The 21,878-nt window shown below is 70.8% G+C and carries 19 protein-coding genes; 3 read left to right on the top strand and 16 right to left on the bottom strand.

What is annotated here, in order from left to right:
* Positions 1-73: 73 nt before the first annotated feature.
* From infB to rimP, 4 genes are all read right to left on the bottom strand, one after another.
* Complete coding sequence (gene infB / locus OHA73_RS30650; protein ID WP_327656635.1) at positions 74-3,217, bottom strand: translation initiation factor IF-2; 3,144 nt, start codon at positions 3,215-3,217, stop codon at positions 74-76.
* A 146-nt stretch (positions 3,218-3,363) separates the two neighbouring features.
* A complete protein-coding gene (locus OHA73_RS30645; protein ID WP_266714798.1) occupies positions 3,364-3,642 on the bottom strand; it encodes a YlxR family protein in 279 nt (92 codons plus the stop codon).
* Between the two features lie 101 nt (positions 3,643-3,743).
* Positions 3,744-4,754 (bottom strand): transcription termination factor NusA, encoded by a 1,011-nt coding sequence (nusA, locus tag OHA73_RS30640; protein ID WP_266714796.1) that lies wholly within the window; start codon positions 4,752-4,754, stop codon positions 3,744-3,746.
* A 2-nt stretch (positions 4,755-4,756) separates the two neighbouring features.
* A complete protein-coding gene (gene rimP / locus OHA73_RS30635) occupies positions 4,757-5,275 on the bottom strand; it encodes a ribosome maturation factor RimP (protein WP_327656634.1) in 519 nt (172 codons plus the stop codon).
* A 226-nt stretch (positions 5,276-5,501) separates the two neighbouring features.
* Here rimP and OHA73_RS30630 point away from each other — a divergent pair, with 226 nt between their 5' ends.
* From OHA73_RS30630 to OHA73_RS30620, 3 genes are read left to right on the top strand one after another with little or no spacing between them, the layout of a single operon-like run.
* Positions 5,502-6,017, top strand: a complete 516-nt coding sequence (locus OHA73_RS30630) for a hypothetical protein (protein WP_266714792.1) — start codon at positions 5,502-5,504, stop codon at positions 6,015-6,017.
* The gene (locus tag OHA73_RS30625) at positions 6,014-6,496 is read left to right on the top strand and encodes a ferritin-like domain-containing protein (protein ID WP_266714790.1); all 483 of its coding nucleotides are present in this window, start codon (positions 6,014-6,016) and stop codon (positions 6,494-6,496) included. The genes OHA73_RS30630 and OHA73_RS30625 overlap by 4 nt, the downstream gene beginning before the upstream one ends.
* 42 nt (positions 6,497-6,538) lie before the next feature.
* Complete coding sequence (locus OHA73_RS30620; RefSeq protein ID WP_327658553.1) at positions 6,539-7,441, top strand: aminoglycoside phosphotransferase family protein; 903 nt, start codon at positions 6,539-6,541, stop codon at positions 7,439-7,441.
* Positions 7,442-7,724: 283 nt separating this feature from the next.
* On the opposite strand, the gene OHA73_RS30615 is transcribed toward OHA73_RS30620, so the two are convergent.
* The 12 genes from OHA73_RS30615 to dxr all read right to left on the bottom strand — a co-directional run bounded on the left by OHA73_RS30615 (position 7,725) and on the right by dxr (position 21,859).
* Entirely contained in the window at positions 7,725-9,425 is a 1,701-nt protein-coding gene (locus OHA73_RS30615) for a proline--tRNA ligase (protein ID WP_327656633.1), read from the bottom strand.
* 73 nt (positions 9,426-9,498) lie between these two features.
* Positions 9,499-10,062, bottom strand: coding sequence for a GNAT family N-acetyltransferase (locus OHA73_RS30610; RefSeq protein WP_327656632.1), 564 nt, complete (start codon positions 10,060-10,062; stop codon positions 9,499-9,501).
* Positions 10,063-10,965: 903 nt separating this feature from the next.
* On the bottom strand, positions 10,966-11,751 hold the full coding sequence (locus OHA73_RS30605; protein ID WP_327656631.1) for an ABC transporter ATP-binding protein: 786 nt from the start codon (positions 11,749-11,751) through the stop codon (positions 10,966-10,968).
* The gene (locus OHA73_RS30600; protein ID WP_327656630.1) at positions 11,748-12,554 is read right to left on the bottom strand and encodes an ABC transporter ATP-binding protein; all 807 of its coding nucleotides are present in this window, start codon (positions 12,552-12,554) and stop codon (positions 11,748-11,750) included. Before OHA73_RS30600 ends, OHA73_RS30605 begins: the two co-directional genes overlap by 4 nt.
* Entirely contained in the window at positions 12,551-13,360 is an 810-nt protein-coding gene (locus tag OHA73_RS30595) for an ABC transporter permease (protein ID WP_266714780.1), read from the bottom strand. The genes OHA73_RS30600 and OHA73_RS30595 overlap by 4 nt, the downstream gene beginning before the upstream one ends.
* Before the next feature lie 26 nt (positions 13,361-13,386).
* Entirely contained in the window at positions 13,387-14,355 is a 969-nt protein-coding gene (locus OHA73_RS30590) for an ABC transporter permease (RefSeq protein ID WP_266714778.1), read from the bottom strand.
* A gap of 10 nt (positions 14,356-14,365) precedes the next feature.
* Positions 14,366-15,883 (bottom strand): ABC transporter substrate-binding protein, encoded by a 1,518-nt coding sequence (locus tag OHA73_RS30585; protein ID WP_327656629.1) that lies wholly within the window; start codon positions 15,881-15,883, stop codon positions 14,366-14,368.
* Between the two features lie 36 nt (positions 15,884-15,919).
* A complete protein-coding gene (locus tag OHA73_RS30580) occupies positions 15,920-16,630 on the bottom strand; it encodes a DUF1684 domain-containing protein (RefSeq protein WP_327656628.1) in 711 nt (236 codons plus the stop codon).
* A gap of 152 nt (positions 16,631-16,782) precedes the next feature.
* A complete protein-coding gene (locus OHA73_RS30575) occupies positions 16,783-17,631 on the bottom strand; it encodes a GNAT family N-acetyltransferase (protein WP_266714772.1) in 849 nt (282 codons plus the stop codon).
* A 316-nt stretch (positions 17,632-17,947) separates the two neighbouring features.
* Positions 17,948-19,105 (bottom strand): flavodoxin-dependent (E)-4-hydroxy-3-methylbut-2-enyl-diphosphate synthase, encoded by a 1,158-nt coding sequence (ispG, locus tag OHA73_RS30570; RefSeq protein WP_266714770.1) that lies wholly within the window; start codon positions 19,103-19,105, stop codon positions 17,948-17,950.
* A 172-nt stretch (positions 19,106-19,277) separates the two neighbouring features.
* Positions 19,278-20,567, bottom strand: a complete 1,290-nt coding sequence (locus OHA73_RS30565) for a M50 family metallopeptidase (RefSeq protein WP_327658552.1) — start codon at positions 20,565-20,567, stop codon at positions 19,278-19,280.
* An 8-nt stretch (positions 20,568-20,575) separates the two neighbouring features.
* Positions 20,576-21,859, bottom strand: coding sequence for a 1-deoxy-D-xylulose-5-phosphate reductoisomerase (gene dxr, locus OHA73_RS30560; protein WP_327656627.1), 1,284 nt, complete (start codon positions 21,857-21,859; stop codon positions 20,576-20,578).
* Positions 21,860-21,878 lie beyond the last annotated feature (19 nt).

Genomic DNA, 21,878 nt, shown 5'->3' with positions numbered 1-21,878 from the left:
AACGGTACACGCAACGGCCGGGGCCGATCGACGGAAATAAGTCCCGTCGACCGGCCCCGATCGCTGATCAAGCTCAGACGCGCGGCTTCTCGCGCATCTCGTACGTCGCGATGACGTCGTCGACCTTGATGTCGTTGAAGTTGCCGAGGTTGATACCGCCCTCGAACCCTTCGCGGATCTCGGTGACGTCGTCCTTGAAGCGACGCAGGCCCACGATGTTGAGGCTCTCCGCGATGACCTTGTTGTCGCGGAGGAGTCGCGCCTTCGTGTTGCGCTTGACCTCGCCGGAGCGGATGAGAACACCCGCGATGTTGCCCAGCTTGGACGACTTGAAGACCTCGCGGATCTCCGCCGTGCCGAGCTCGACCTCTTCGTACTCCGGCTTGAGCATGCCCTTGAGGGCCGCCTCGATCTCCTCGATGGCCTGGTAGATCACCGAGTAGTACCGGACGTCGACACCCTCGCGCTCGGCCATCTGCGCGGCACGACCGGCCGCACGGACGTTGAAGCCGATGACGATGGCGTCCGAGCCCATGGCCAGGTCGATGTCCGACTCCGTGACCGCACCGACACCGCGGTGCAGGACGCGGATGTCGACCTCTTCGCCGACGTCGAGCTGGAGCAGCGAGGACTCGAGAGCCTCCACCGAACCGGACGCGTCGCCCTTGATGATGAGGTTGAGTTCCTGCACCAGACCGGCCTTGAGGGCCTCGTCCAGGTTCTCCAGGGAGAACCTGATACCGCGGCGAGCGAAGTTGGCGTTGCGCTCACGAGCGGCACGCTTCTCGGCGATCTGACGGGCCGTACGGTCCTCGTCCACCACCAGGAAGCTGTCGCCGGCACCCGGGACGTTGGTGAGACCGAGCACGAGGACGGGGGTCGAGGGACCCGCTTCCTGCACGTTGTTCCCGTTGTCGTCGAGCATGGCGCGGACACGGCCGTACGCGTCGCCGACGACCATCGTGTCGCCGATGCGCAGCGTGCCGCGCTGGACCAGGACCGTCGAGACGGCGCCGCGGCCCTTGTCGAGGTGGGACTCGATCGCGATGCCCTGCGCGTCCTGCTCCGGGTTTGCCCGCAGGTCGAGCGAGGCGTCCGCGGTCAGGACCACGGCCTCGAGCAGGGCTTCGATGTTCTCGCCCTGCTTGGCGGAGATGTCGACGAACATGGTCTCGCCGCCGTACTCCTCGGCCACCAGCCCGAACTCGGTGAGCTGACCGCGCACCTTGGTCGGGTCGGCACCCTCGACGTCGATCTTGTTGACCGCGACGACGATCGGGACCTCGGCGGCCTTGGCGTGGTTCAACGCCTCGATCGTCTGGGGCATGACGCCGTCGTTGGCCGCCACCACGAGGATCGCGATGTCGGTCGACTTCGCACCACGGGCACGCATGGCGGTGAACGCCTCGTGACCCGGGGTGTCGATGAAGGTGATACGGCGCTCTTCGCCGTTGACCTCGGCACCGACCTGGTACGCACCAATGTGCTGCGTGATGCCGCCGGCCTCACCCGCGATGACGTTCGTCTTGCGGATCGTGTCGAGGAGGCGGGTCTTACCGTGGTCGACGTGACCCATGACGGTCACGACCGGCGGACGCGCGACGAGGAACTCCTCGCCACCCTCGTCCTCGCCGAACTCGATGTCGAAGGACTCGAGCAGCTCGCGGTCCTCCTCCTCGGGGCTGACGATCTCGAGGACGAAGTTCATCTCGTCCGCGAGGAGCTTCAGCGTCTCGTCGGAGACGGACTGCGTGGCAGTGACCATCTCGCCGAGGTTCATCATCACGCCGACGAGCGACGCCGGATTGGCGTTGATCTTCTCGGCGAAGTCGGTGAGGGAAGCACCGCGCGACAGACGCACCGTGGCGCCGTTGCCGCGAGGCAGCATGACGCCGCCCACCGACGGGGCCTGCATGGCCTCGTACTCCTGGCGCCTCTGACGCTTCGACTTGCGACCACGACGGGCGGGCCCGCCGGGACGACCGAACGCACCCTGCGTGCCACCACGGGCACCGGGACCACCGGGACGACCGCCACCGGGACGACCGGCGAAGCCGCCGGGACGACCGCCGCCGCCACCGCCCGGACCACCGGGACGACCGGCGAAGCCGCCGCCACCGCCACCGGGACCACCGGGACGACCGGCGAAGCCGGGACGACCGCCACCGCCGCCGCCACCCGGACGACCGCCGCCGCCGGGACCACCGCGACCGCCGCCGCCACCCGGACCCGGACGCGGGCCCGCAGCGGGACGCTGCGGCATCATGCCGGGGTTCGGACGGTTGCCGCCGCCACCGGGACGCGGACCGGCCGCACCGGCGCCGCCGGCCTGCGGACGGGGCATGCTGCCCGGGCTCGGACGGTTGCCGCCCTGACCCTGCGGACGGGGGCCACCCTGGCCGCCACCCTGGCCGCCGCCCTGCGGGCGCGGACCGCCCGGGGCACCCTGGCCGCCGGGACGCGGGGCGCCGCCCGGACGGGGCGCCTGCGGGCGCGCCATGCCGGTGGAGCCACCAGAGGTGAAGGGGTTGTTGCCCGGACGCGGGCCCGAGGGACGGGCGCCACCGGGACGCTGGCCCTGGCCGCCGGGACGCGGGGCGCCCTGACGGTCGCCACGGTCACCGCGCTGGCCACCCTGACCACCCTGACCACGGTCCTGACCGGGGGCCGGACGGCCACCGGGCTTCGGGGCGCCGGGGCGCGGAGCGGCCTGGCTGCCGGGCTTCGGGGCCGCGGGGGCCTGCGAGGCGGCGGGAGCCTGGAACTCCGGCGTGCTGGGCGCCGGGGAAGCGGGCTTCGGAGCCGGCTTCGGGCCGGGCGTCGGCCGCGGACCCGGGGCCGCCGGAGCGGCCGGGGCGGCCGGCTTCTCCGCAGCGGGCGTCTCCACGGCGGGCTTCTCCGCAGCCGGCGTCTCCGCGGCGGCGGGCTTCGGCGCAGCCGGGCCCGGACGCGGAGCGGCAGGCTTGGCGGCCTGCGCGGGAGAGGGGGTGGGACGCGGCGCCGCGGGCTTCGCAGGCGCGTCCTTCTTGGCGGCGGGCTTCTTGGCCGCGCCGTTGGTGCCCTGATTCAGGGCGTCAGTCAACTTGCGTACAACCGGCGCCTCGATGGTCGAGGACGCCGAACGTACGAATTCACCGAGTTCTTGGAGCTTGGCCATGACGACCTTGCTCTCCACTCCGAACTCCTTGGCGAGTTCGTATACCCGGACCTTAGCCACTTCGCTCCTTTTAGGTCCGGGTTACGCCGGACCGTCGCTACTTCATGGGCGTACTCATCGCGTGCTCATCGAGTGCTCATCGCAATCTCGACCTACTTCCAACTCGCGGAATACCAGGGCCGCACGGGGGTTCCGTGCGGCGCTTCTTACGGTGTTGCCTGCTCGACGCGGTGGCGCAGGGCCGCCGTGTCGAACGGTCCAGGGGCCCGATAAGCCCTCTGAAACGCCCGGCGGCGGACCGCCAGGTCAAGACAGGCCAGGGCGGGATGCACGTACGCACCCCGGCCGGGCAGCGTACCGCGATCATCGGGGACGCATTGGCCCTCGATCACCACGATCCGCAGCAGTTCGCTCTTGGCCGCTCGCTCCCGGCATCCCACGCAGGTTCGCTCAGGGCATGCGCGGGCATGCGTCCGACCAGACACGGTTAAGTCTACCTCCCCGTATCGACCTCACCCCTTTGGGGCAAAGATCGAACGGTTGGCTCGTCACATACTGTCGTGATCCAAGCGCCGAGCGCTCGGATTTATTCCCCTTCGGGAGCACCCTCGGGGGCGTCGGCCTGCTCGGTGTCCGGGCGGATGTCGATGCGCCAGCCGGTGAGCCGGGCCGCGAGCCGGGCGTTCTGCCCCTCCTTGCCGATGGCAAGGGAGAGCTGGTAGTCGGGCACCGTCACGCGGGCCGAGCGGGCCGCGAGGTCCACGATCTCGACCTTGGAGACACGGGCCGGGGACAGCGCGTTGGCCACCATCTCGGCCGGGTCATCGGACCAGTCGACGATGTCGATCTTCTCGCCGTTGAGCTCGCCCATGACATTGCGCACACGGCCGCCCATCGGGCCGATGCAGGCGCCCTTGGCGTTGAGCCCGCTCCGGGTGGAGCGCACGGCGATCTTCGAACGGTGGCCGGCCTCGCGGGCGATGGCGCAGATCTCGACGCTGCCGTCGGCGATCTCCGGCACCTCGAGCGAGAAGAGCTTCTTCACGAGGTTCGGGTGCGTACGGGACAGGGTCACGGACGGGCCGCGGACGCCCTTGGCGACGCGCACGACGTACGAGCGCAGCCGCAGGCCGTGCGGGTACTCCTCGCCGGGAACCTGCTCCTGCACCGGCAGGATGGCTTCCAGCTTGCCGATGTCGACCAGCACGTTCTTCGGGTCGCGGCCCTGCTGGACCTGGCCCATCACGATGTCGCCCTCGCGGCCCGCGTACTCGCCGAGCGTCGCGTCGTCCTCGGCGTCGCGCAGCCGCTGCAGGATGACCTGCTTCGCGGTGGTGGCGGCGATCCGGCCGAAGTCGGAGGGGGTGTCGTCGAACTCCTTGGGCTCCTGGCCCTCTTCGAGGTCCGACGGGTCCTCCTTCGCCCAGACCGTGACGTGGCCGCTCTCGCGGTCGAGCCGCACGCGCGCGTGGCGGAAGCTTCCGTCGGTGCGGTGGTAGGCGATGAGGAGAGCCGACTCGATCGCTTCTACCAGCAGATCGAAGGAGATCTCCTTCTCCCGGACCAGCCCACGCAGGGCACTCATGTCGATGTCCACGGCTACGCCTCCTCTTCGTTGTCGTTGTCGTCGGCGTCGTTCTTGTTCTTGCGGTTGAACTCGACCTGGACCCGCGCCTTGGCGATGTCCGCGAAGGCGAGCCTTCGGGAGGTCGGCTTGCGCCCCTTCACTCCCGGTACTTCCAGGTCGAGGCCGTCGTCGTCGACCTTGATGATGCGCGCGACCAGCTCGGATTCGTCGTTCAGCTGGAACTTCACGAGGCGGTCCGTCGCGCGGACGTAGTGACGGTGCTCGGTGAGGGGGCGCTCGGCGCCGGGCGTTCCGACCTCGAGTTCGTACTCGCCCTCGCCCATGGCGTCGGTCTCGTCGAGCTTCGCCGAGAGCGCGCGGCTCACATCGGCGATCACGTCCAGGTCGGCGCCCTCGTCGGAGTCGACGACGACGCGCAGCACACGCTTGCGTCCGACCGAGGCCACTTCGATCTCTTCGAGTTCGAGCCCCTGTGAGGTGACGAGCGGTTCCAGTAGTTCCCGCAGCCTCTCGTTCTGGGTGGTGCTCATCCGGGTGACTCCTCGGCCGCGTGTGCTGTTGTGGTTACTGACTTTCCTTGCGCGTCAGCTCAAAGGGTATCCGGTCCAGGGGGGTGTTGCCGTCCACCCGTGCGAGGGCGACGGTACGGTGATCACCGCCACTCCCCCTCGGTCGGACCTGATCAGTTCCGATCAAGTAGCCGCCTCCCTGAAAGCACCCTCTCCTCCCGCCTCTTCGCCCCTGAGGACGCCTGCCGTGCCGCTGCCCCCTCTCGCCCGCTCCGGGCCACGTCGTAGGACTCTGCTCGCCTCGCTGGCCGGGGCCGCGCTGCTGACCGGCTGCTCGGACGCCGAAGGCGGCGCCGACGGTGGCAGCGGGGCGCCCGCCGCGGCACAGGAGAAGCGGCTGCGGACGCAGGCGGCGCGGGAGAGCTCGGACCTCCTCGGCCAGTACGACCGGGCGGTGTCGGCCCGTCCGGCGCTCGCGGAGCGGCTGAACCCGCTGCGGGCCGAGGTCGAGCGGCACCTGAAGGCGTTCGGCGGGGCCCGTCGGCCTTCGGGCGCCGCGGCGCCCCCGGGCGGGAAGTCGGCCGCGGCGCCGGCCTCCGAGAAGGACATCCTCAAGGCGCTCTCGGTGGCCGAGCAGCGGCTCTCGGACCGCCGGATGTCCGCGCTCGTGGACGCCCCCGGTGAGCTGGCACGGCTGCTCGCGTCGGTGGCGGCGGCCGGGGCAGGGCACGCGTATCTGCTGTCGGAGGACGGACGGAAATGAGCTCGGACAACAGCGAGAACGAGCTGCTCGGGGCGGTGCAGGCGGCGCTGCGCGCCGAGCACGCGGCGGTGTACGGCTACGGGGTGGTCGGCGGCCGGATCGGCGAGGACCGCAGGGGCCGGGCCAGGGACGCGTACGACGCGCATCGCGCCCGCCGCGACGAACTGCGGCGCACGGTGCGCGACTTGGGCGGCAATCCCGAGGAGTCCGCGGGGGCGTACGCGCTGCCGTTCCCGGTGCCCGACTCGTCGGCGGCGGCTCGGCTCGCCGCGGACATCGAGAGCAGGGTCGCGGGCGTCTACTCGGATCTCGTACGGGCGGCGAGCGGGGAGCGGCGCCGGAGCGCGGCCGACGCGCTCCGTGAGGCGGCGGTCCGTGCCGTGCGCTGGGGCGGCGGCAGCGTAGCCTTCCCTGGGCTCTCCGAACGGGCCGCGGCGCCGTCCGCGTCGTCGCCCCCGCCGGAGGACCCCAGCACATAGGCAGACTTGGGAAGGAAATCCCCGCGCATGGCATCCCCGCCCATGGCATTCGAACCGCCTTCGCGTCTTGTGAACGCGCTCGGCGAGGTGCGTGACGACGGGGCGTCGGCGTGGCTCGACCGGGTCGGCACGCTGCTCGACGAGGCGGCGGAGCGGCGCGATGTGACGGTGGAGCGGGTGCATGTGCCCGGGGGCCGCAGCAGCCTGGTCGCCCACGTCCGCAGGGCGGACGGCTCACCGGCGATCCTCAAGCTGGCGCCCGAGCGGTTCCGTCCGGAGGCCGAGCGCGCGGCGCTCACACACTGGGACGGCTTCGGCGCGGTGCGCCTGCTGGACCCGGGCGTGAACGACGGCGCACTCCTCCTCGAGCGCCTCCACCCGGAGGTCTCCGTCCGTACGCTGCCGGAGGCGAAGGCGCTCCTGGAGGCGGCGGGCACGCTGCGCCGCCTGTGGGTGGACCCGCCCGAGGGGCGCAACTGCGAGACCGTTCCGGAGCGCACGGGCCGCCAGGCGGTCGGTATGCGGGCGACGGTGGACTCCTTCCCCGACGTGGCTCCCCTGATCGACGCGGCCCTCGAAAGGCGGGACGAGCTCGTCTCCTCGCCTCCCGAACTCCGTTTGCTGCACGGTACGTTCCGGCAGTCCAAGGTGCTGTCCGGGGAGCGGATGCCGTGGCTGGCGGTCGGCCCCGACCCGGTCGTCGGCGAGACCGCCTTCGACCTGGCGCGCCTGGTCCGCGACCGCGTGGAGGACCTCATCGGCTCCCCCTCGGGCCCGGCCATCACCCGCCGCCGGGTGAAGAAGCTCGCGGAGTCCCTGGAGGTCGACCAGGACCGCCTGCGCGGCTGGACCCTCTTCCGCGCGGTGGAATCGGGCGCGCGGGCACTGCGCGTGGGGCGGCACCAGGACGGCGAGAACCTGTTGGAGTTCGCGGGCTGGCTGTGACGTCGCGGCGGAGCCGTGTGACGTGGGGCCGAGCCGCTTTCCAGCGTTGGCTGGGGTAGCCGGCCGACCGCCCCCACGCCACGGGGCTCCGCCCCGGACCCCGCGCCTCAATCGCCGGCGGGGCTGGAAAGATCGGGGCTCGGCCCCGGGTCCGGCGCCTCAAACGCCGGAGGGGCTGAATTTGCCGCCCCGGGCCCCGCTGCTCAAGCGCCGCAGGGGCCTGAATTGCCCTACCGTCCCCGGCCCCGCTGCTGATGGCAGCGGGGCCGGGGACCGGGTGTGCTTATGCCGTGAGGCGGGCGACGGCCTCGGCGACCGTCAGTTCCTCGCGCTCGCCGGTGCGGCGGTCCTTCAGTTCTACGACGCCGTCGGCGCTGCGGCGGCCCGCGACCAGGATCTTCGGGACGCCGATCAGCTCGGAGTCGGTGAACTTCACGCCGGGCGAGATACCGGGGCGGTCGTCGACCAGGACTCGGACGCCCGCGGCCGCGAGCTTGTCGGAGACCTCCAGGGCCAGTTCGGTCTGGAGGGCCTTGCCCGCCGCCACCACGTGCACGTCGGCGGGGGCGATCTCCTCCGGCCAGATCAGGCCCTTGTCGTCGGCGTGCTGCTCGGCGAGCGCCGCGACGGCACGCGAGACCCCGATGCCGTACGAGCCCATGGTCACGCGGACCGGCTTGCCGTTCTGGCCGAGGACGTCGAGCTGGAACGCGTCGGCGTACTTGCGGCCGAGCTGGAAGATGTGGCCGATCTCGATGGCGCGGTCCAGCTTGAGGCCGGTGCCGCAGTTGGGGCACGGGTCGCCTTCCTGGACGACGACCACGTCGACGTACTCGGAGACCTCGAAGTCACGGCCCGCGACGACGTTCTTCGCGTGCACGCCGTCCTTGTTGGCGCCGGTGATCCACGCCGTGCCGGGGGCGACCCGCGGGTCGGCGATGTACGTGACCTTCTCCAGGCCCTGCGGGCCGACGTAGCCACGCACCAGGTCGTCGCGGCCCTCGAAGTCCTCGGCGGTGACCAGCTCGACGGCGGCCGGGGCGAAGTGCGCCTCGACCTTGCCCATGTCGACCTCGCGGTCCCCGGGGACGCCGACGGCGACGATCTCGCCGTCGACCTTGACGAGGAGGTTCTTGAGGGTCGCAGAGGCCGGGACCTGCATGTACGCGGCGAGCGTCTCGATCGTGGGGGTGTCGGGGGTGGGGGTCTCCTCCAGGGCGGGCACGCCCTCCGCGTCGACCGTCTTCACGGCGAAGCCGACCGCCTCGGTGTTCGCCGCGTAGTCGCACTGCGGGCAGTCCGCGAAGGTGTCCTCGCCGGCCGCGGCCGGGGCCAGGAACTCCTCCGACTTCGAGCCGCCCATGGCGCCGGCGGTCGCGGCGCAGATCCGGTAGTCGAGGCCGAGGCGCTCGAAGATGCGCTGGTACGCGGCGCGGTGCAGGCCGTACGACTCGGCGAGGCCCTCGTCGGAGAGGTCGAAGGAGTACGAGTCCTTCATCTGGAACTCGCGGCCGCGCAGGATGCCGGCGCGGGGGCGGGCCTCGTCGCGGTACTTGGTCTGGATCTGGTAGAGGATCACCGGCAGGTCCTTGTAGGACGTGCACTGGTCCTTGACCAGCTGGGTGAAGATCTCCTCGTGGGTCGGGCCGAGCAGGTAGTCGCCGCCCCGGCGGTCCTGGAGGCGGAACAGCTCGGCGCCGTACTCCTCCCAGCGCCCGGTCGCCTCGTACGGCTCCTTGGGGAGCAGGGCGGGCAGGAGGACCTCCTGGCCGCCGATGGCGTCCATCTCCTCGCGGATGACGCGCTCGACGTTCGCGTAGACCCGTCGGCCGAGCGGCAGCCAGGACCAGACACCGGCGGCGGTGCGGCGCACGAAACCGGCGCGGACCAGCAGCTTGTGGCTGAGGACTTCGGCGTCCGCCGGGTCGTCGCGCAGAGTCTTGACCATCAATCGGGACATGCGCTGGACCTGGACCTTGGCCATGATTCTTGACTCCTGCGACGAAAGGCTGATGTCAGGAGGTTAGCCGGGGCGTGGGTGCGGCCGGAAATCGGTCTCAGGGCGTGCGCCTGAGCGGCAGGGGCGCGCCCATCACCGCGTACGGGCGCGGAGCGCTGGGGAACAGCACCTGGCGGGCCAGGTCCTCGTAGCCGAGCGAGTGGTAGAGGCCGCGGGCCGGGCTGTCGATGTCGATCGCGGAGAGGATCGAGCGGGGCTCGGTGGCGCCGGCGGTGATCGTCGTGATGAGGGTGCGGCCGATGCCGCGGTTCTGGTAGCCGGGGTGCACGTGCAACTCCGTGATCACGAAGGAGTCGTCGAGCCAGCGGTCCTCGTCGCGGGCGCGCAGATACGGCTCGACGACGGTGGACCACCAGTGGGTGCGGTCGTTCGGCATCCCGTAGACGAAGCCGACGAGTCGGCCGGTTTCGGTCGTCGCGCCGAGGGAGCGGGCCCCCGGGTAGGTGATGTGCCGCAGCACGATCTGGCGGCGTACGGCGATCTCGTCGTCGCTGAGTCCGAACGCGTACGCCTGCACGGCGAGCGCCTCGTCGACACGGGTGCGCAGGTCCAGGGGGCCGATGGTGACGGCGCGGTCGTCCGTGCGGTTCCGGTGCGGCATGCGGGGAGGGTACCCCGGTGCGGCGGTCGGTTGTGCGGGTGGCCGGGGCGGGGCCCTCCGTATCGCGGCGCGGCACCGGGGGCCCGCCCTGCCGTGGTCGACGTCGTCCCCACCATTACGCGGCACCGGGTGCCGTGGTCGGCGCCTCCCGTCCTGGTTGCGCCGCACCGGGGTGCCGCCTTGCCCACCCTGCCGCCCAAGGCGGCAGATTGCCCAAGGCGGTTGGGGTCGCCGCAAACGGTGGGGAGCCGTGGCTGGCGGCAGATTGCCCAAGGCGCGTGCGGCCGACCGCAACGGGCCGGGAGCCGTGCTTGCGGCGGATTGCCCAGGGCGGGGCGGCGTCGACCGCAACGGGCGGGGAGCCGTGCTTGCGGCGGGTTGCCTAGGGCGGGGCGGCGTCGACCGTAACGGGCGGGGAGCCGTGGCTGGCGGGGGCGCGCCCCTCGCCGTCCCGGGTGGGGAGGCGTGGCTGCCGGCGGATCGGCCAAGGCGGTGGCGGCACCCCGTCGGGCCGACGCCCCCGGAGGGGGCGGGTGGGTGGGAGATGGGCGGGTGGACGGGAGATGGGCGGGTGGACGGGAGATGGACCGGAGCCGGGCGATTGCCTGCGGGTGGGCATTCAAGCCCCTGCGGCGATTGAGCAGCGGGGTTCGGGGCAGAGCCCCGTGGCGTAGGAACGGCCAGGACCCGCGCGGAGCCCCGTGCTGTGGGAACGGCCACGCCCCGGGCGGAGCCCCGTGTCCGTAACGCCGGTTCGGCCAAATCAGCCCCGCCGGCGATTGAGGCGCGGGGTCCGGGGCAGAGCCCCGTGGCGTAGGAACGGCCAGGCCCCGGGGCAGAGCCCCGAGGCGTAGGAACGGCCAGGACCCGGGCGGAGCCCCGTGGCGCGGGGGCAGGCGGGCGTCAGCCGGCCGTGGGGAGCCTTGGGACGCTCGACAGCAAGCGGCGCGTGTACGCGTGGTCCGGGGCGCCCATGACCGTCGGCGTGGGGCCGGACTCGACCACCCGGCCCCGTTCCAGTACCGCCGTGCGTTCGCACAGCGCCGCCACCACCGACAGGTCGTGGGAGACCATGACGATCGTCAGGCCCGCCGTCTCCTTCAGCTCGGCCAGCAGGTCGACGACCTTGACCCGCGTCGTGACGTCGAGCGCGGAGACCGGTTCGTCGGCGAGGAGGACCCGCGGATCGCACACCGTGGCCCGCGCGATGGCGATGCGCTGCCGCTGCCCACCGGAGAACTCGTGCGGGTACCGCTCCCCCGCGTCGGCCGGAAGCCCCACCCGTTCGAGGGCGTGCGCGACCTTCCGGTCCGCCTCCTCCCCCGTCGCGACGCCGAGCGACCGCAGCGGCTCGGCCACGATCCGCCGCACCCGCTGCCGCGGGTCCAACGAGGCGTACGGGTCCTGGAAGACGCACTGCACGCCGCGCCGGAACGCCTTCATCTGCGTACGGTCGCGCGGCCGCAGCTCGTCCCCGTCGAAGCGGACCGTCCCGGACGTGGGGCGTGCGAGCCCGAGCAGCATGCGCAGCAGCGTCGTCTTGCCCGCACCGGACTCACCGACGAGCGCCAGGCTCCGCCCCGTCTCCACCGCCACCGACACGTCCGTGACGACGGGAGCGGGGGCGCCCCGGTACGCGTACGAGACCCCGTCCAGTTCCAGCACAGGTCGCAGCTCAGGGGTGCTCATCGCACGCCTCCCAGGTCGAGCGCGGACTCCAGTTGCCGCGCGCTGTCCACCAGCGCCTTCGTGTACGCCTCGCGCGGGGCCCGTACGACGTCGGCCACCGCGCCCGACTCGACCGCGCGCCCGTCCTTCATCACCAGGACGCGATCCGTCACCTTCGACACGACCGCCAGGTCGTGGCTGACGAACAGCACCGCCATGCCGCGCTCGCGCACCAGGCCGTCGATCAGTTCCAGCATCTCCGCCTGCACGGTCACGTCCAGCGCCGTCGTCGGCTCGTCGGCGATGAGCAGTGCCGGGTCGCAGGCGAGCGCCATGGCGAGGGCCACGCGCTGTCGCTGGCCGCCGGAGATCTCGTGCGGGAAGGCGCGGGCGATGCGGGCCGGGTCGGGAAGGCGTACCTGTTCGAGGAGGTCCGTCACCGCCGACTTCAGCGCGGCGCCCTTCAACTGCCGCCGCCTGCGCAGGGGTTCGGTGATCTGCTTGCCGACCCGCATCAGCGGGTCGAGCGCCGTGAGCGGCTCCTGGAAGACGACGGCCGCGCTCCGGCCGCGTACGCCCACGAGGGTCTTCTCGCTCGCGCCGACGATCTGCGTGCCGGCCAGTTCCACACGCCCCGTCACCGTCATGCCCGCGGGCAGCAGCCCGAGGACGGCCAGGGTCGTCAGGGACTTTCCCGAGCCGGATTCGCCGATCAGACCGAGGCGTTCGCCGCGCGCGACCTCGAAGCCGAGACCGGACACCAGCTCACGCCCGTCTCCCGTACGGACCGTGAGTCCGTCCACGGAAAGCAACGGTTCACTCATGCCGCCGCCCTCTCCTTCCGCGCCGTCGGGTCGAGAACGTCCCGCAGCCCGTCCGCGACCAGGTTGACGCCGATCACCAGCAGGACGAGCAGCACGCCCGGTGCGAGCGCGCCCGCAGGTGCCGTCGTGAACGTCGCCTGCGCCTCCTGGAGCATCCGGCCCCACGAGGCGTTCGGCGGCGGCGCCCCGAGGCCGAGGTACGAGAGCCCCGCCTCCGCGAGCACGGCGAGGCCGAACTGGAGCGCCAGGTTCACCGCGAGCGTCGGCCAGATGTTGGGCAGGACGTGGCCCGCGACGATCCGCGGCCACGAGGTGCCCGACGTGCGGGACGCCGTGATGTAGTCCTGCGCCAGCACCCGCTTGACCAGGATCCGGGTCAGCCGCGCCACGACCGCGCTCTGCGCGAGGCCGATCGCGAGGATCGCCGAGCCGAGCGTCGCCGACCGCGCCGCGACGATCAGCATCGCGAGCAGCAGCGTCGGGAACGCGATGAGGATGTCGAGCAGCGCGGAGAGCGTGTCGTCGAACCAGCCCTGCGCGAACGCCGCGAGGAGCCCGAGCGTCACGCCGAGCAGCGCCGCGACGGCGACCGAGCCGAGCCCGGCCTGGAGTGCGATCCGCGAACCCGTCATGAGCTGCGTGAACAGGTCGCGTCCCAGCTTGTCGGTGCCGAGCAGATGCCCGCCGCCGGGACCGGCGAGCCGGCCGCCGGACGTGTCCTCACTGTCGTACGGCAGCCAGAACAGGGAGACGAGCGCGAGCAGTACGACGAGGCCCGCGAAGACGGCCCCCGTCCACAGCGTCACGGAAGCCCTCCCGGAAGGACGACGCTTCATCGCACCCCACCCCCGGAGAGCCGCCCGCGCAGCCGCGGGTCCACGAGCCGCTGCACGAGGTCCGCCGCGAACCCGATGATCAGCACCCCGAACGTCGACACGAACAGCACGCCCTGGATCACCGGGTAGTCGTGCTGCGCGATCCCCGTCGCGAGCATGGAGCCGAGCCCCGGCAGCGCGAACACGGACTCGACGACGACCGCGCCGAGCAGCGTGGACGCCAGCTCGATGCCGAGGATGGAGATGACGGGCACGGACGCGTTGCGCAGCCCGTGCCGCCACATGGCCCGTCCGAACGACGAGCCGAGCGCCCGTGCCGTGCGCAGGTACTCGCTGTCGAGGACGTCGAGCGTCGCGGAGCGTACGTAGCGGATGAGGGACGCCGACATCACGAGCGCCACCGTCACCACCGGCAGCACCAGTGACTGCACGGCCTCGGCCGGGGTGTCCCAGCCGTCCTGCGGGAAGCCGCCGGACGGCAGCCAGCCCGCGTTCAGCGCGAACACGGCGATGAGGATCATGCCGAGCCAGAACACCGGGACGGCGATGCCGAGTTGGGAGACGCCGCTGAGCAGCGCCCCGTACCAGGTCCGTCGCTTGTACGCGGCCAGGAAGCCTGCCGGTACGGCGACGAGCACGGCGAGCACGAACGCGGAGAGGGTCAGCGGCACCGTCACGTTCAGGCGCTGCGACACCTCCGGGCCGACCGGCAGCGAGGACACGAAGGACGTGCCGAGGTCACCGCTCGCCAGCTGGCCGATCCAGTGCGTGAACTGCTCGGGCAGCGGCTTGTCGGAGCCGATGGAGTGCCGGGCCGCGGCGATCTGCTCCGGCGAGGCGCCCACCGAGGTGAGCGCGTTCGCCGGGTCGCCGGGCAGCATCCGAAGCAGCACGAACAGCACGACGGACGCGAGGACGAGGGAGACCAGCAGGAACACCAGTCTCCGCAGGAGGTATCTCAGCATGGCCGGTCGGTCAGCTGCTCTTCTTGATGTCGTACGCGAAGAACTGCGAGTTCAGGCCGTTGAGCGGGTAGCCCGACAGCTTCGTGTTCGCGACGACGATCTGCGGATACAGGTAGAGCCAGTCGCTGGCCGCGTCCTCTGCGGTCTTGCGGTTGACCTTCTTGAGGATCTCGGTCTGCTCGGACGTCGAGGACGCCTGCTCGGCCTTCTCGACCCAGTCCTGGACCTGCTTGTTGTCGTAGCCCCAGTAGAAGTCGGGGTCGCCGTACCAGACGAGGTCGCGGTCGTTGACGTGCTCCTGGAGCGTGGCCGTGAAGTCGTGGTTCTTGTAGACCTTCGTGTACCACTCGTCGGGCGTGATCGTGTTGATCTTGACGGTGATGCCGACCTTGGCGAGCTGCGACTTGATGAAGGTCGCGGCCGTGGGGTGCGGGTCGTAGTTCGGGGTGTCGAGCGTGAAGCTGAACCCCTTGGCGTGACCCGCCTCCTTGAGGAGCTTCTTGGCCTTCGCGACGTCGTGCGCGTTGACGTCCGTCAGGTCCTCGTACCAGGGGTCGGTGGGAGGCACCATCGACCCGATCTGCTTGCCGTAGCCGCCCCAGACGGATTCGAGGAGCTTCTTGTCGTCGATGGCGGCCGAGACGGCCTGGCGCACCTTGACGTCGGTGAACGGCTTGGCCTTGTCGTTGAAGGCGAGGAGCAGCTTGGTGGTGGAGTTGCCGTCGTTGACCTTGTAGTTCTGGTCGGACTTGAACTGGTCGAGGGCGTCCGGGGACTGCTCGCTGGTGACGACGTCGACGGCGTTGGTCTGGAGCGCGTTGTTGAGGGCGGTCGCGTCCTTGTAGTAGTGGAAGACGGCCTGCTTGTTCTTGGCGGCCGTGCCCCAGTAGCCCGCGAACCGGTCGAGGCTGAGCGCGGAGCCGCGCGTCCACTTCTTCAGCTGGTACGGGCCGGTACCGTCTTCCGTGATCTTCAGGTTCTCGGCGTCGGCGTTGATGATCCAGACGTAACTGAGGTTGTAGACGAAGGAGATCGACTTCTTGGACAGCGTGACCTTGACGGTCTTCGCGTCCGGGGTCGTGACGTCCTTCATGACCTCGAGGTTCGACTTCCGCGCGGACTGCGAGTCCTTCGCGATCACCTTCTCCAGGCTGTACTTGACGTCCTCGCTGGTCAGCTTCTTGCCGCTGTGGAACTTGACGCCGTCGCGGAGGGTGAAGGTGTAGGTGAGGCCGTCGCCGGAGACCTTGTAGTCGTCGGCGAGGAGCTTCTCGACCTTACCCTTGTCGGTGAGCCTGAACAGCCCCTCGTAGACGTTGCCGTTGAGGGCCTCGGTGACGCCCTGGCCGCCGCCCGCGGTGTTGTCGAGGTTCTGCGGCTCGTAGAGGGAGCCGATGTTGACCGTGGCGTCCTTGTCGTACGCGCCGCTGCCGGAGGCCGAGTTGGAGCCGCCGCCGCAGGCCGCGAGCGTGACGGCGAGGGCGACGGTGAGCACGCCGGCGGACAGGGGTCTCTTGGGGAAGCGCATGAGGGGGCCTTACGTGAAGGGATGCGGGGGGATCGATCAGTGAGCGGTGCCGGCGGCGCCGTCGCGGAGGACCGGGAGCTTCTCGCCCGCCTCGACGGGCAGGTGGAGCCGGTTCTGCCGCGGCGGCATCGGACAGTTGTACTGATCGGAGAAGCCGCACGGGGGTACGAAGGCCCGGTTGAAGTCGAGGCGCACACGGCCCTCGCCGGTGTGCTCCACGAAGAGGAAGCGGCCCGCACCGTAGGTGCTGTCGCCGTTGGTGGGGTCACCGAAGACGAGGAGGAGGGTGCCGTCGTCGTCGAACGCGGAGAGCGTGTAGTCGGTGCCGTCGACGGTCAGGGCGATGTCGCCGGGGACGACCTTCTCGCGGGTGCCGCCGTTGTCCCGCAGGTGCTCGAAGGCGACGGTGCGGGCGCCCTCGACGGGCGTGTACGTGGCGTCGAGGACCCAGGACGGGTCGTACGCGAAGGCGTCCACGTCTTCGAAGCCCTGGATCGCCGGGGAGTTCGCGTCCCAGAACCGCAGGCCGTGCTCGGGGGCGCCGGTGACCATGTCGGTGCGCTCCAGGGCCGTCACGGTGACGGTGCCGGGCTGTCCCGCGCGGGCGGCGTCGAGGTCGGGGGTCTCGCCGGCCGGGAGCCAGCGGGTCTCGACGAGCGCGAGGTTGCCCGTGGGGGCGGTGAGGGAGCGGCGCCGGTCGGCACGCCATTCCTGCCAGGCGGCCATGCCGGAACCGGGAGCAGACATCGTGAGGCACCTACAGTCAGTGAAGCTTGAACCAAAGCAAAGCAGTACCTTTATGGTCCATAAGACTTACTAATGTCAATGCGCACGAAAGAGATGAGACGGGCAACACAGCCCGCTCACCAGGGAATTTTCGGGTTACCTCTGGAAGGTGCCTAGAACAGCACGCTCATGAACGCCCCGACCTCTTCGAATCCCACGCGCCGGTACGCGGCGCGGGCCGGGGTGTTGAAGTCGTTGACGTAGAGGCTGACCACGGGGGCCACGTCGGCGAGGGCGTAGCGCAGGACCGCCGCCATGCCGGGCGCCGCGAGGCCCATGCCCCGGTACTCGGGGGCCACCCACACGCCCTGGATCTGGCAGACCTGGTCGGTCGCGGCGCCGATCTCCGCCTTGAAGGCGACCTTGCCGTTCTCGTCGAGGCGGGCGAACGAGCGGCCCATGCCGACCAGTTCGGCCACCCGCGCCTGGTACAGCAGGCCGCCGTCACCGGCCATCGGGGAGACGCCGACCTCCTCGGTGAACATCGCCACGCACGCCGGCATGATCGTGTCCATCTCGTCCTTGCGGACGCGGCGGATGTACGGGTCGGGGGTGACGTCCGTGGGCATCCGGTCGGTCACCATCAGCGGCTGCTGGGCGCGGATCTCGCGGGCCGGGCCCCAGCCCGGTTCGAGCAGCTGCCACAGGCGGGCGGTGGGCTCCGCCGGGCCGACGATGGAGGAGCAGCGGCGGCCCGCCCGCCGGGCGCGGTCGGCGAAGCCGCGGACGGCGCGGTCGGTCGCGCAGATCGGGACGAGGTTGGCGCCCGCGTAGCACAGGGACTCCAGCATCCCGTCCTCGTACCAGCCCCACATCTCGCCGCCGAGCCGCCACGGGTCGAGGCCCGCGGCACGGACCCGGGCCGTGACGAAGGCGTTCGCGACGGGCTCGCGGTCGAGGACGGCGAGCGCGGCGTCGAGGTCACTCGGTTCGAGCACCCGAGTGGTGGTCTGAGTCAACACGTGCGGAGGGGCCTCACCAGATGGGCTACTGATCTCCGCACTGTACCTGGCGCTCCGCGGGTGTGGCGGGTCGACGTTTCGGCCCCCTTTGCTTCGGGGCCTCCCGCGTGGGGCGTGTCCCTTGTGCCGTTACGTCGGCGGGTGCGGTTTCGTAGGTGGTTTGCGCAGTTCCCCGCGCCCCTTTCAGGGGCGCGGGGAACTGCGCGAACGGGACCACGCCGCGACCGGCAGCCGCCGACGCGACTGCGCACCCCGCTCGTGGACGCGCAAAGGCCCGCCCACCCGGAAAGGGTGGCGGGCCTGGCGCGGGGCGGGGTCAGCCGGCGACGGACACCGACGGTTCGCCGGAGGCGATGCCGTCCTTCTCCATCTGCTCGGCGATCTTCATCGCCTCGTCGATGAGCGTCTCGACGATCTTCGACTCGGGCACCGTCTTGATGACCTCGCCCTTGACGAAGATCTGGCCCTTGCCGTTGCCGGAGGCGACACCGAGGTCGGCCTCACGCGCCTCGCCCGGACCGTTCACGACGCAGCCCATGACGGCCACGCGCAGCGGGACCTCCATGCCGTCGAGGCCGGCCGTGACCTCCTCGGCGAGCTTGTAGACGTCGACCTGGGCGCGGCCGCAGGACGGGCAGGAGACGATCTCCAGGCGGCGGGGCTTGAGGCCGAGGGACTCCAGGATCTGGTTGCCGACCTTGATCTCCTCGACCGGCGGGGCGGACAGGGAGACGCGGATCGTGTCGCCGATGCCCTCGGAGAGCAGCGCGCCGAAGGCGACCGCCGACTTGATCGTGCCCTGGAACGCCGGGCCCGCCTCGGTCACACCGAGGTGCAGCGGGTAGTCGCACTGCGCGGCGAGCTGCCGGTACGCGTTGACCATGACCACCGGGTCGTTGTGCTTCACGGAGATCTTGATGTCGCGGAAGCCGTGCTCCTCGAAGAGGCCCGCCTCCCAGAGCGCGGACTCGGCGAGCGCCTCGGGGGTCGCCTTGCCGTACTTCTGCAGCAGGCGCTTGTCGAGGGAGCCCGCGTTCACACCGATCCGGATCGGCGTGCCGTGGTCGTTCGCCGCCTGGGCGATCTCCTTGACCTTGTCGTCGAACTGCTTGATGTTGCCCGGGTTCACCCGGACCGCGGCGCAGCCGGCCTCGATGGCCGCGAAGACGTACTTCGGCTGGAAGTGGATGTCCGCGATCACCGGGATCTGCGACTTCCGGGCGATGACGGACAGCGCGTCGGCGTCGTCCTGCGTGGGGCAGGCGACGCGGACGATCTGGCAGCCGGACGCCGTCAGCTCGGCGATCTGCTGCAGGGTCGCGCCGATGTCGGAGGTGCGCGTCGTGGTCATGGACTGCACCGACACGGGCGCGTCTCCGCCGACCGCCACGGTGCCGACCTGAATCTGGCGGCTCTTGCGCCGCTCGGCGAGCTTGGTCGGTACCGACGGAATGCCGAGAGAAATCGCAGTCATCTGCTGTGCAACCCCAAGGTGTGGATCGAGTCCAGAGGCTTCCGAGATTACGTCACCGGCGCGTGCCCGAGCACATCGCGCCCCCTCAAACCCTCATAAAGAGGGACTGCCCGGCACTCAGGGTGCCGGGCAGTCCCGAACAGCGGGCCACCGGCGCGTGTCCGGCGTCTGATCAGGAGATTTTCACCGGGTTCACCACGTCCGCGATCAGCACGAGGATGGTGAAACAGACGAATACACCGGCCACCACGTACGCCACCGGCATGAGCTTCGCCACGTCGAACGGGCCCGGGTCGGGGCGCCGGAACACCTTCGCGAGGTTCCTGCGCAGCGCCTCCCACAGGGCGCCCGCGATGTGCCCGCCGTCGAGCGGCAGCAGCGGCAGCATGTTGAAGAGGAAGAGCGACAGGTTGAAGCCCGCCACCAGCATCAATGCCATGGCCAGTTGTTGGGTGGGCGGGATGTCGAGGGTGAAGATCTCGCCGCCTACCCGGGCCGCGCCGACCACGCCCATCGGCGAGTCCTGCTCGCGCGGGCCGTCGCCGAACGCCGCGTCCCAGAGGGCGGGGATCTTCGCGGGCAGCGCGATGATGGAGTCCACCGCGTCGCCGACCCGGTCGGACATCCAGGTCACGGAGGAGCCGAAGTCCTGGCGTACGACGCCGGTGGCCGCGGTGAAGCCGAGGAAGCCCGCGTTGACGTAGCCGTCGGTGATCTGGCCGCTGGCGTCCTTCTTCGGCACCTGGTTCGTGGCGATCTTCGCGGTCAGCGTCTTCTGCTGTCCGTCGCGCTCGACGACGACCGGGACCGTGTTGCCCGCGTTCTCGCGGATCTCGTCGGACAGGGCGTTCCACTCGTCCGTCGTGACCCCGTTGAAGGACACGATCTTGTCCTTCGGCAGCAGGCCCGCCGCCTTCGCCGGGGACTCCGGGTCGGAGGCTTTGCAGCTGTCGCGGTTGGCGCTGGCCTGGATGACGCAGGACGAGACCGAGGAGACGACGTTCGTCTGCTGGGTGACGCCGAAGCCCATCAGGACCGTGAGGAACAGGCCGATCGCGAGGATCAGGTTCATGAAAGGACCGGCGAACATGACGATGACGCGCTTCCACGGCTTGCGCGTGTAGAAGAGCCGGGTCTCGTCACCGGGCTGAAGCTCCTCGAAGGCCGCGGCGCGCGCGTCCTCCACCATGGAGCGGAACGGCGAGGTCGAGCGGGACTCGATCTTCCCGTCGGCACCCGGCGGGAACATGCCGATCATGCGGATGTAGCCGCCGAGCGGGATGGCCTTGACGCCGTACTCGGTGTCGCCCTTCTTGCGCGAGAAGATCGTGGGCCCGAAGCCGACCATGTACTGCGGGACGCGGATGCCGAAGAGCTTCGCCGTCGACAGGTGGCCCAGCTCGTGCCAGGCGATGGAGAAGAGCAGACCCACCGCGAAGATGACTACGCCGAGGATCATCATCAAGGTCGTCATGCACGAGCCTCCGCGGCTGCCTTGTCCGTTGCGGTCAGTTCACGGGCCCGGGCGCGCGCCCAGGTCTCCGCTTCGAGGACGTCCGCGACGGTGAGGGAAGTTCCCGATCCCGGTGTGCCACGCCTCTCAGAGATGCAGTCCTCGACGACCTTCGTCACGGTCTCCATGATCCCGTTGTACGGAAGGGCGCCCTTCAAGAACGCGTCCACGCACTCCTCGTTGGCGGCATTGAACACCGCCGGGGCCGTGCCCGCGAGCTCCCCCACATGGCGGGCGAGCCCCACGGCCGGAAACGCCTCGTTGTCGAGCGGGAAGAACTCCCAGCTGGAGGCCTTCGTCCAGTCGAACGCGGGGGCCGCGTCGGGGATCCGCTCGGGCCAGCCGATGCCGACGGCGATGGGGCCGCGCATGTCGGGCGGGGTCGCCTGGGCAAGCGTCGAGCCGTCGACGAACTCGACCATGGAGTGCACGTAGGACTGCGGGTGCACGACGACTTCGATGCGGTCGAAGGGGATGTCGTAGAGGAGATGGGCCTCGATGACCTCCAGGCCCTTGTTGACCAGGGTCGAGGAGTTGATGGTGATGACCGGGCCCATCGCCCAGGTGGGGTGCGCGAGCGCGTCGTCCACGGTGACGTTCGCGAGGTCCGCCTTCGTACGGCCGCGGAACGGGCCGCCGGACGCGGTGACGACGAGCTTGCGGACGTCGGCGCGGGTGCCGCCGGCGAGAGCCTGGAAGAGCGCGGCGTGCTCGGAGTCGACCGGGATGATCTGGCCGGGCTTGGCGATGCCCTTCACCAGCGGGCCGCCGACGATCAGCGACTCCTTGTTGGCGAGGGCGAGGGTGCGGCCCGCCTGGAGCGCGGCGAGCGTCGGGGCCAGGCCGATGGAGCCGGTGATGCCGTTGAGCACGGTGTGGCAGTCGCCGCGTCCCGCGATCTCGGTGGCGGCGTCGGGGCCCGCGAGGATCTCGGGCAGCTTCTCCCCCGGCCCGTACTGGCTGCTCAGCGCCTCGCGCAGCGCGGGCACGACGTCCTCGCGGGCCACGGCCACGGTGCGTACGCGCAGCCGGTGCGCCTGCTCGGCGAGCAGTTCGACGCGGCCGCCCGCGGCGCTGAGCGCGGTGACGCGGAACCGGTCGGGATTGCGCAGGACGAGGTCGACGGCCTGCGTGCCGATGGAGCCCGTGGAGCCCAGGACGACGACGTCCCGGGGGGCGTCGGCCGGGGCCGGGTCGAAGACGAGGTGCGGGTCCGCGAGGGGGGATGGGCTGTCGCTCATCCCCCCATTCTTGCGTGAA

The sequence above is a fragment of the Streptomyces sp. NBC_00483 genome, assembly GCF_036013745.1.
Classification (GTDB): Bacteria; Actinomycetota; Actinomycetes; order Streptomycetales; family Streptomycetaceae; genus Streptomyces.
This window is presented reverse-complemented; position numbering and strand designations above follow the sequence as displayed.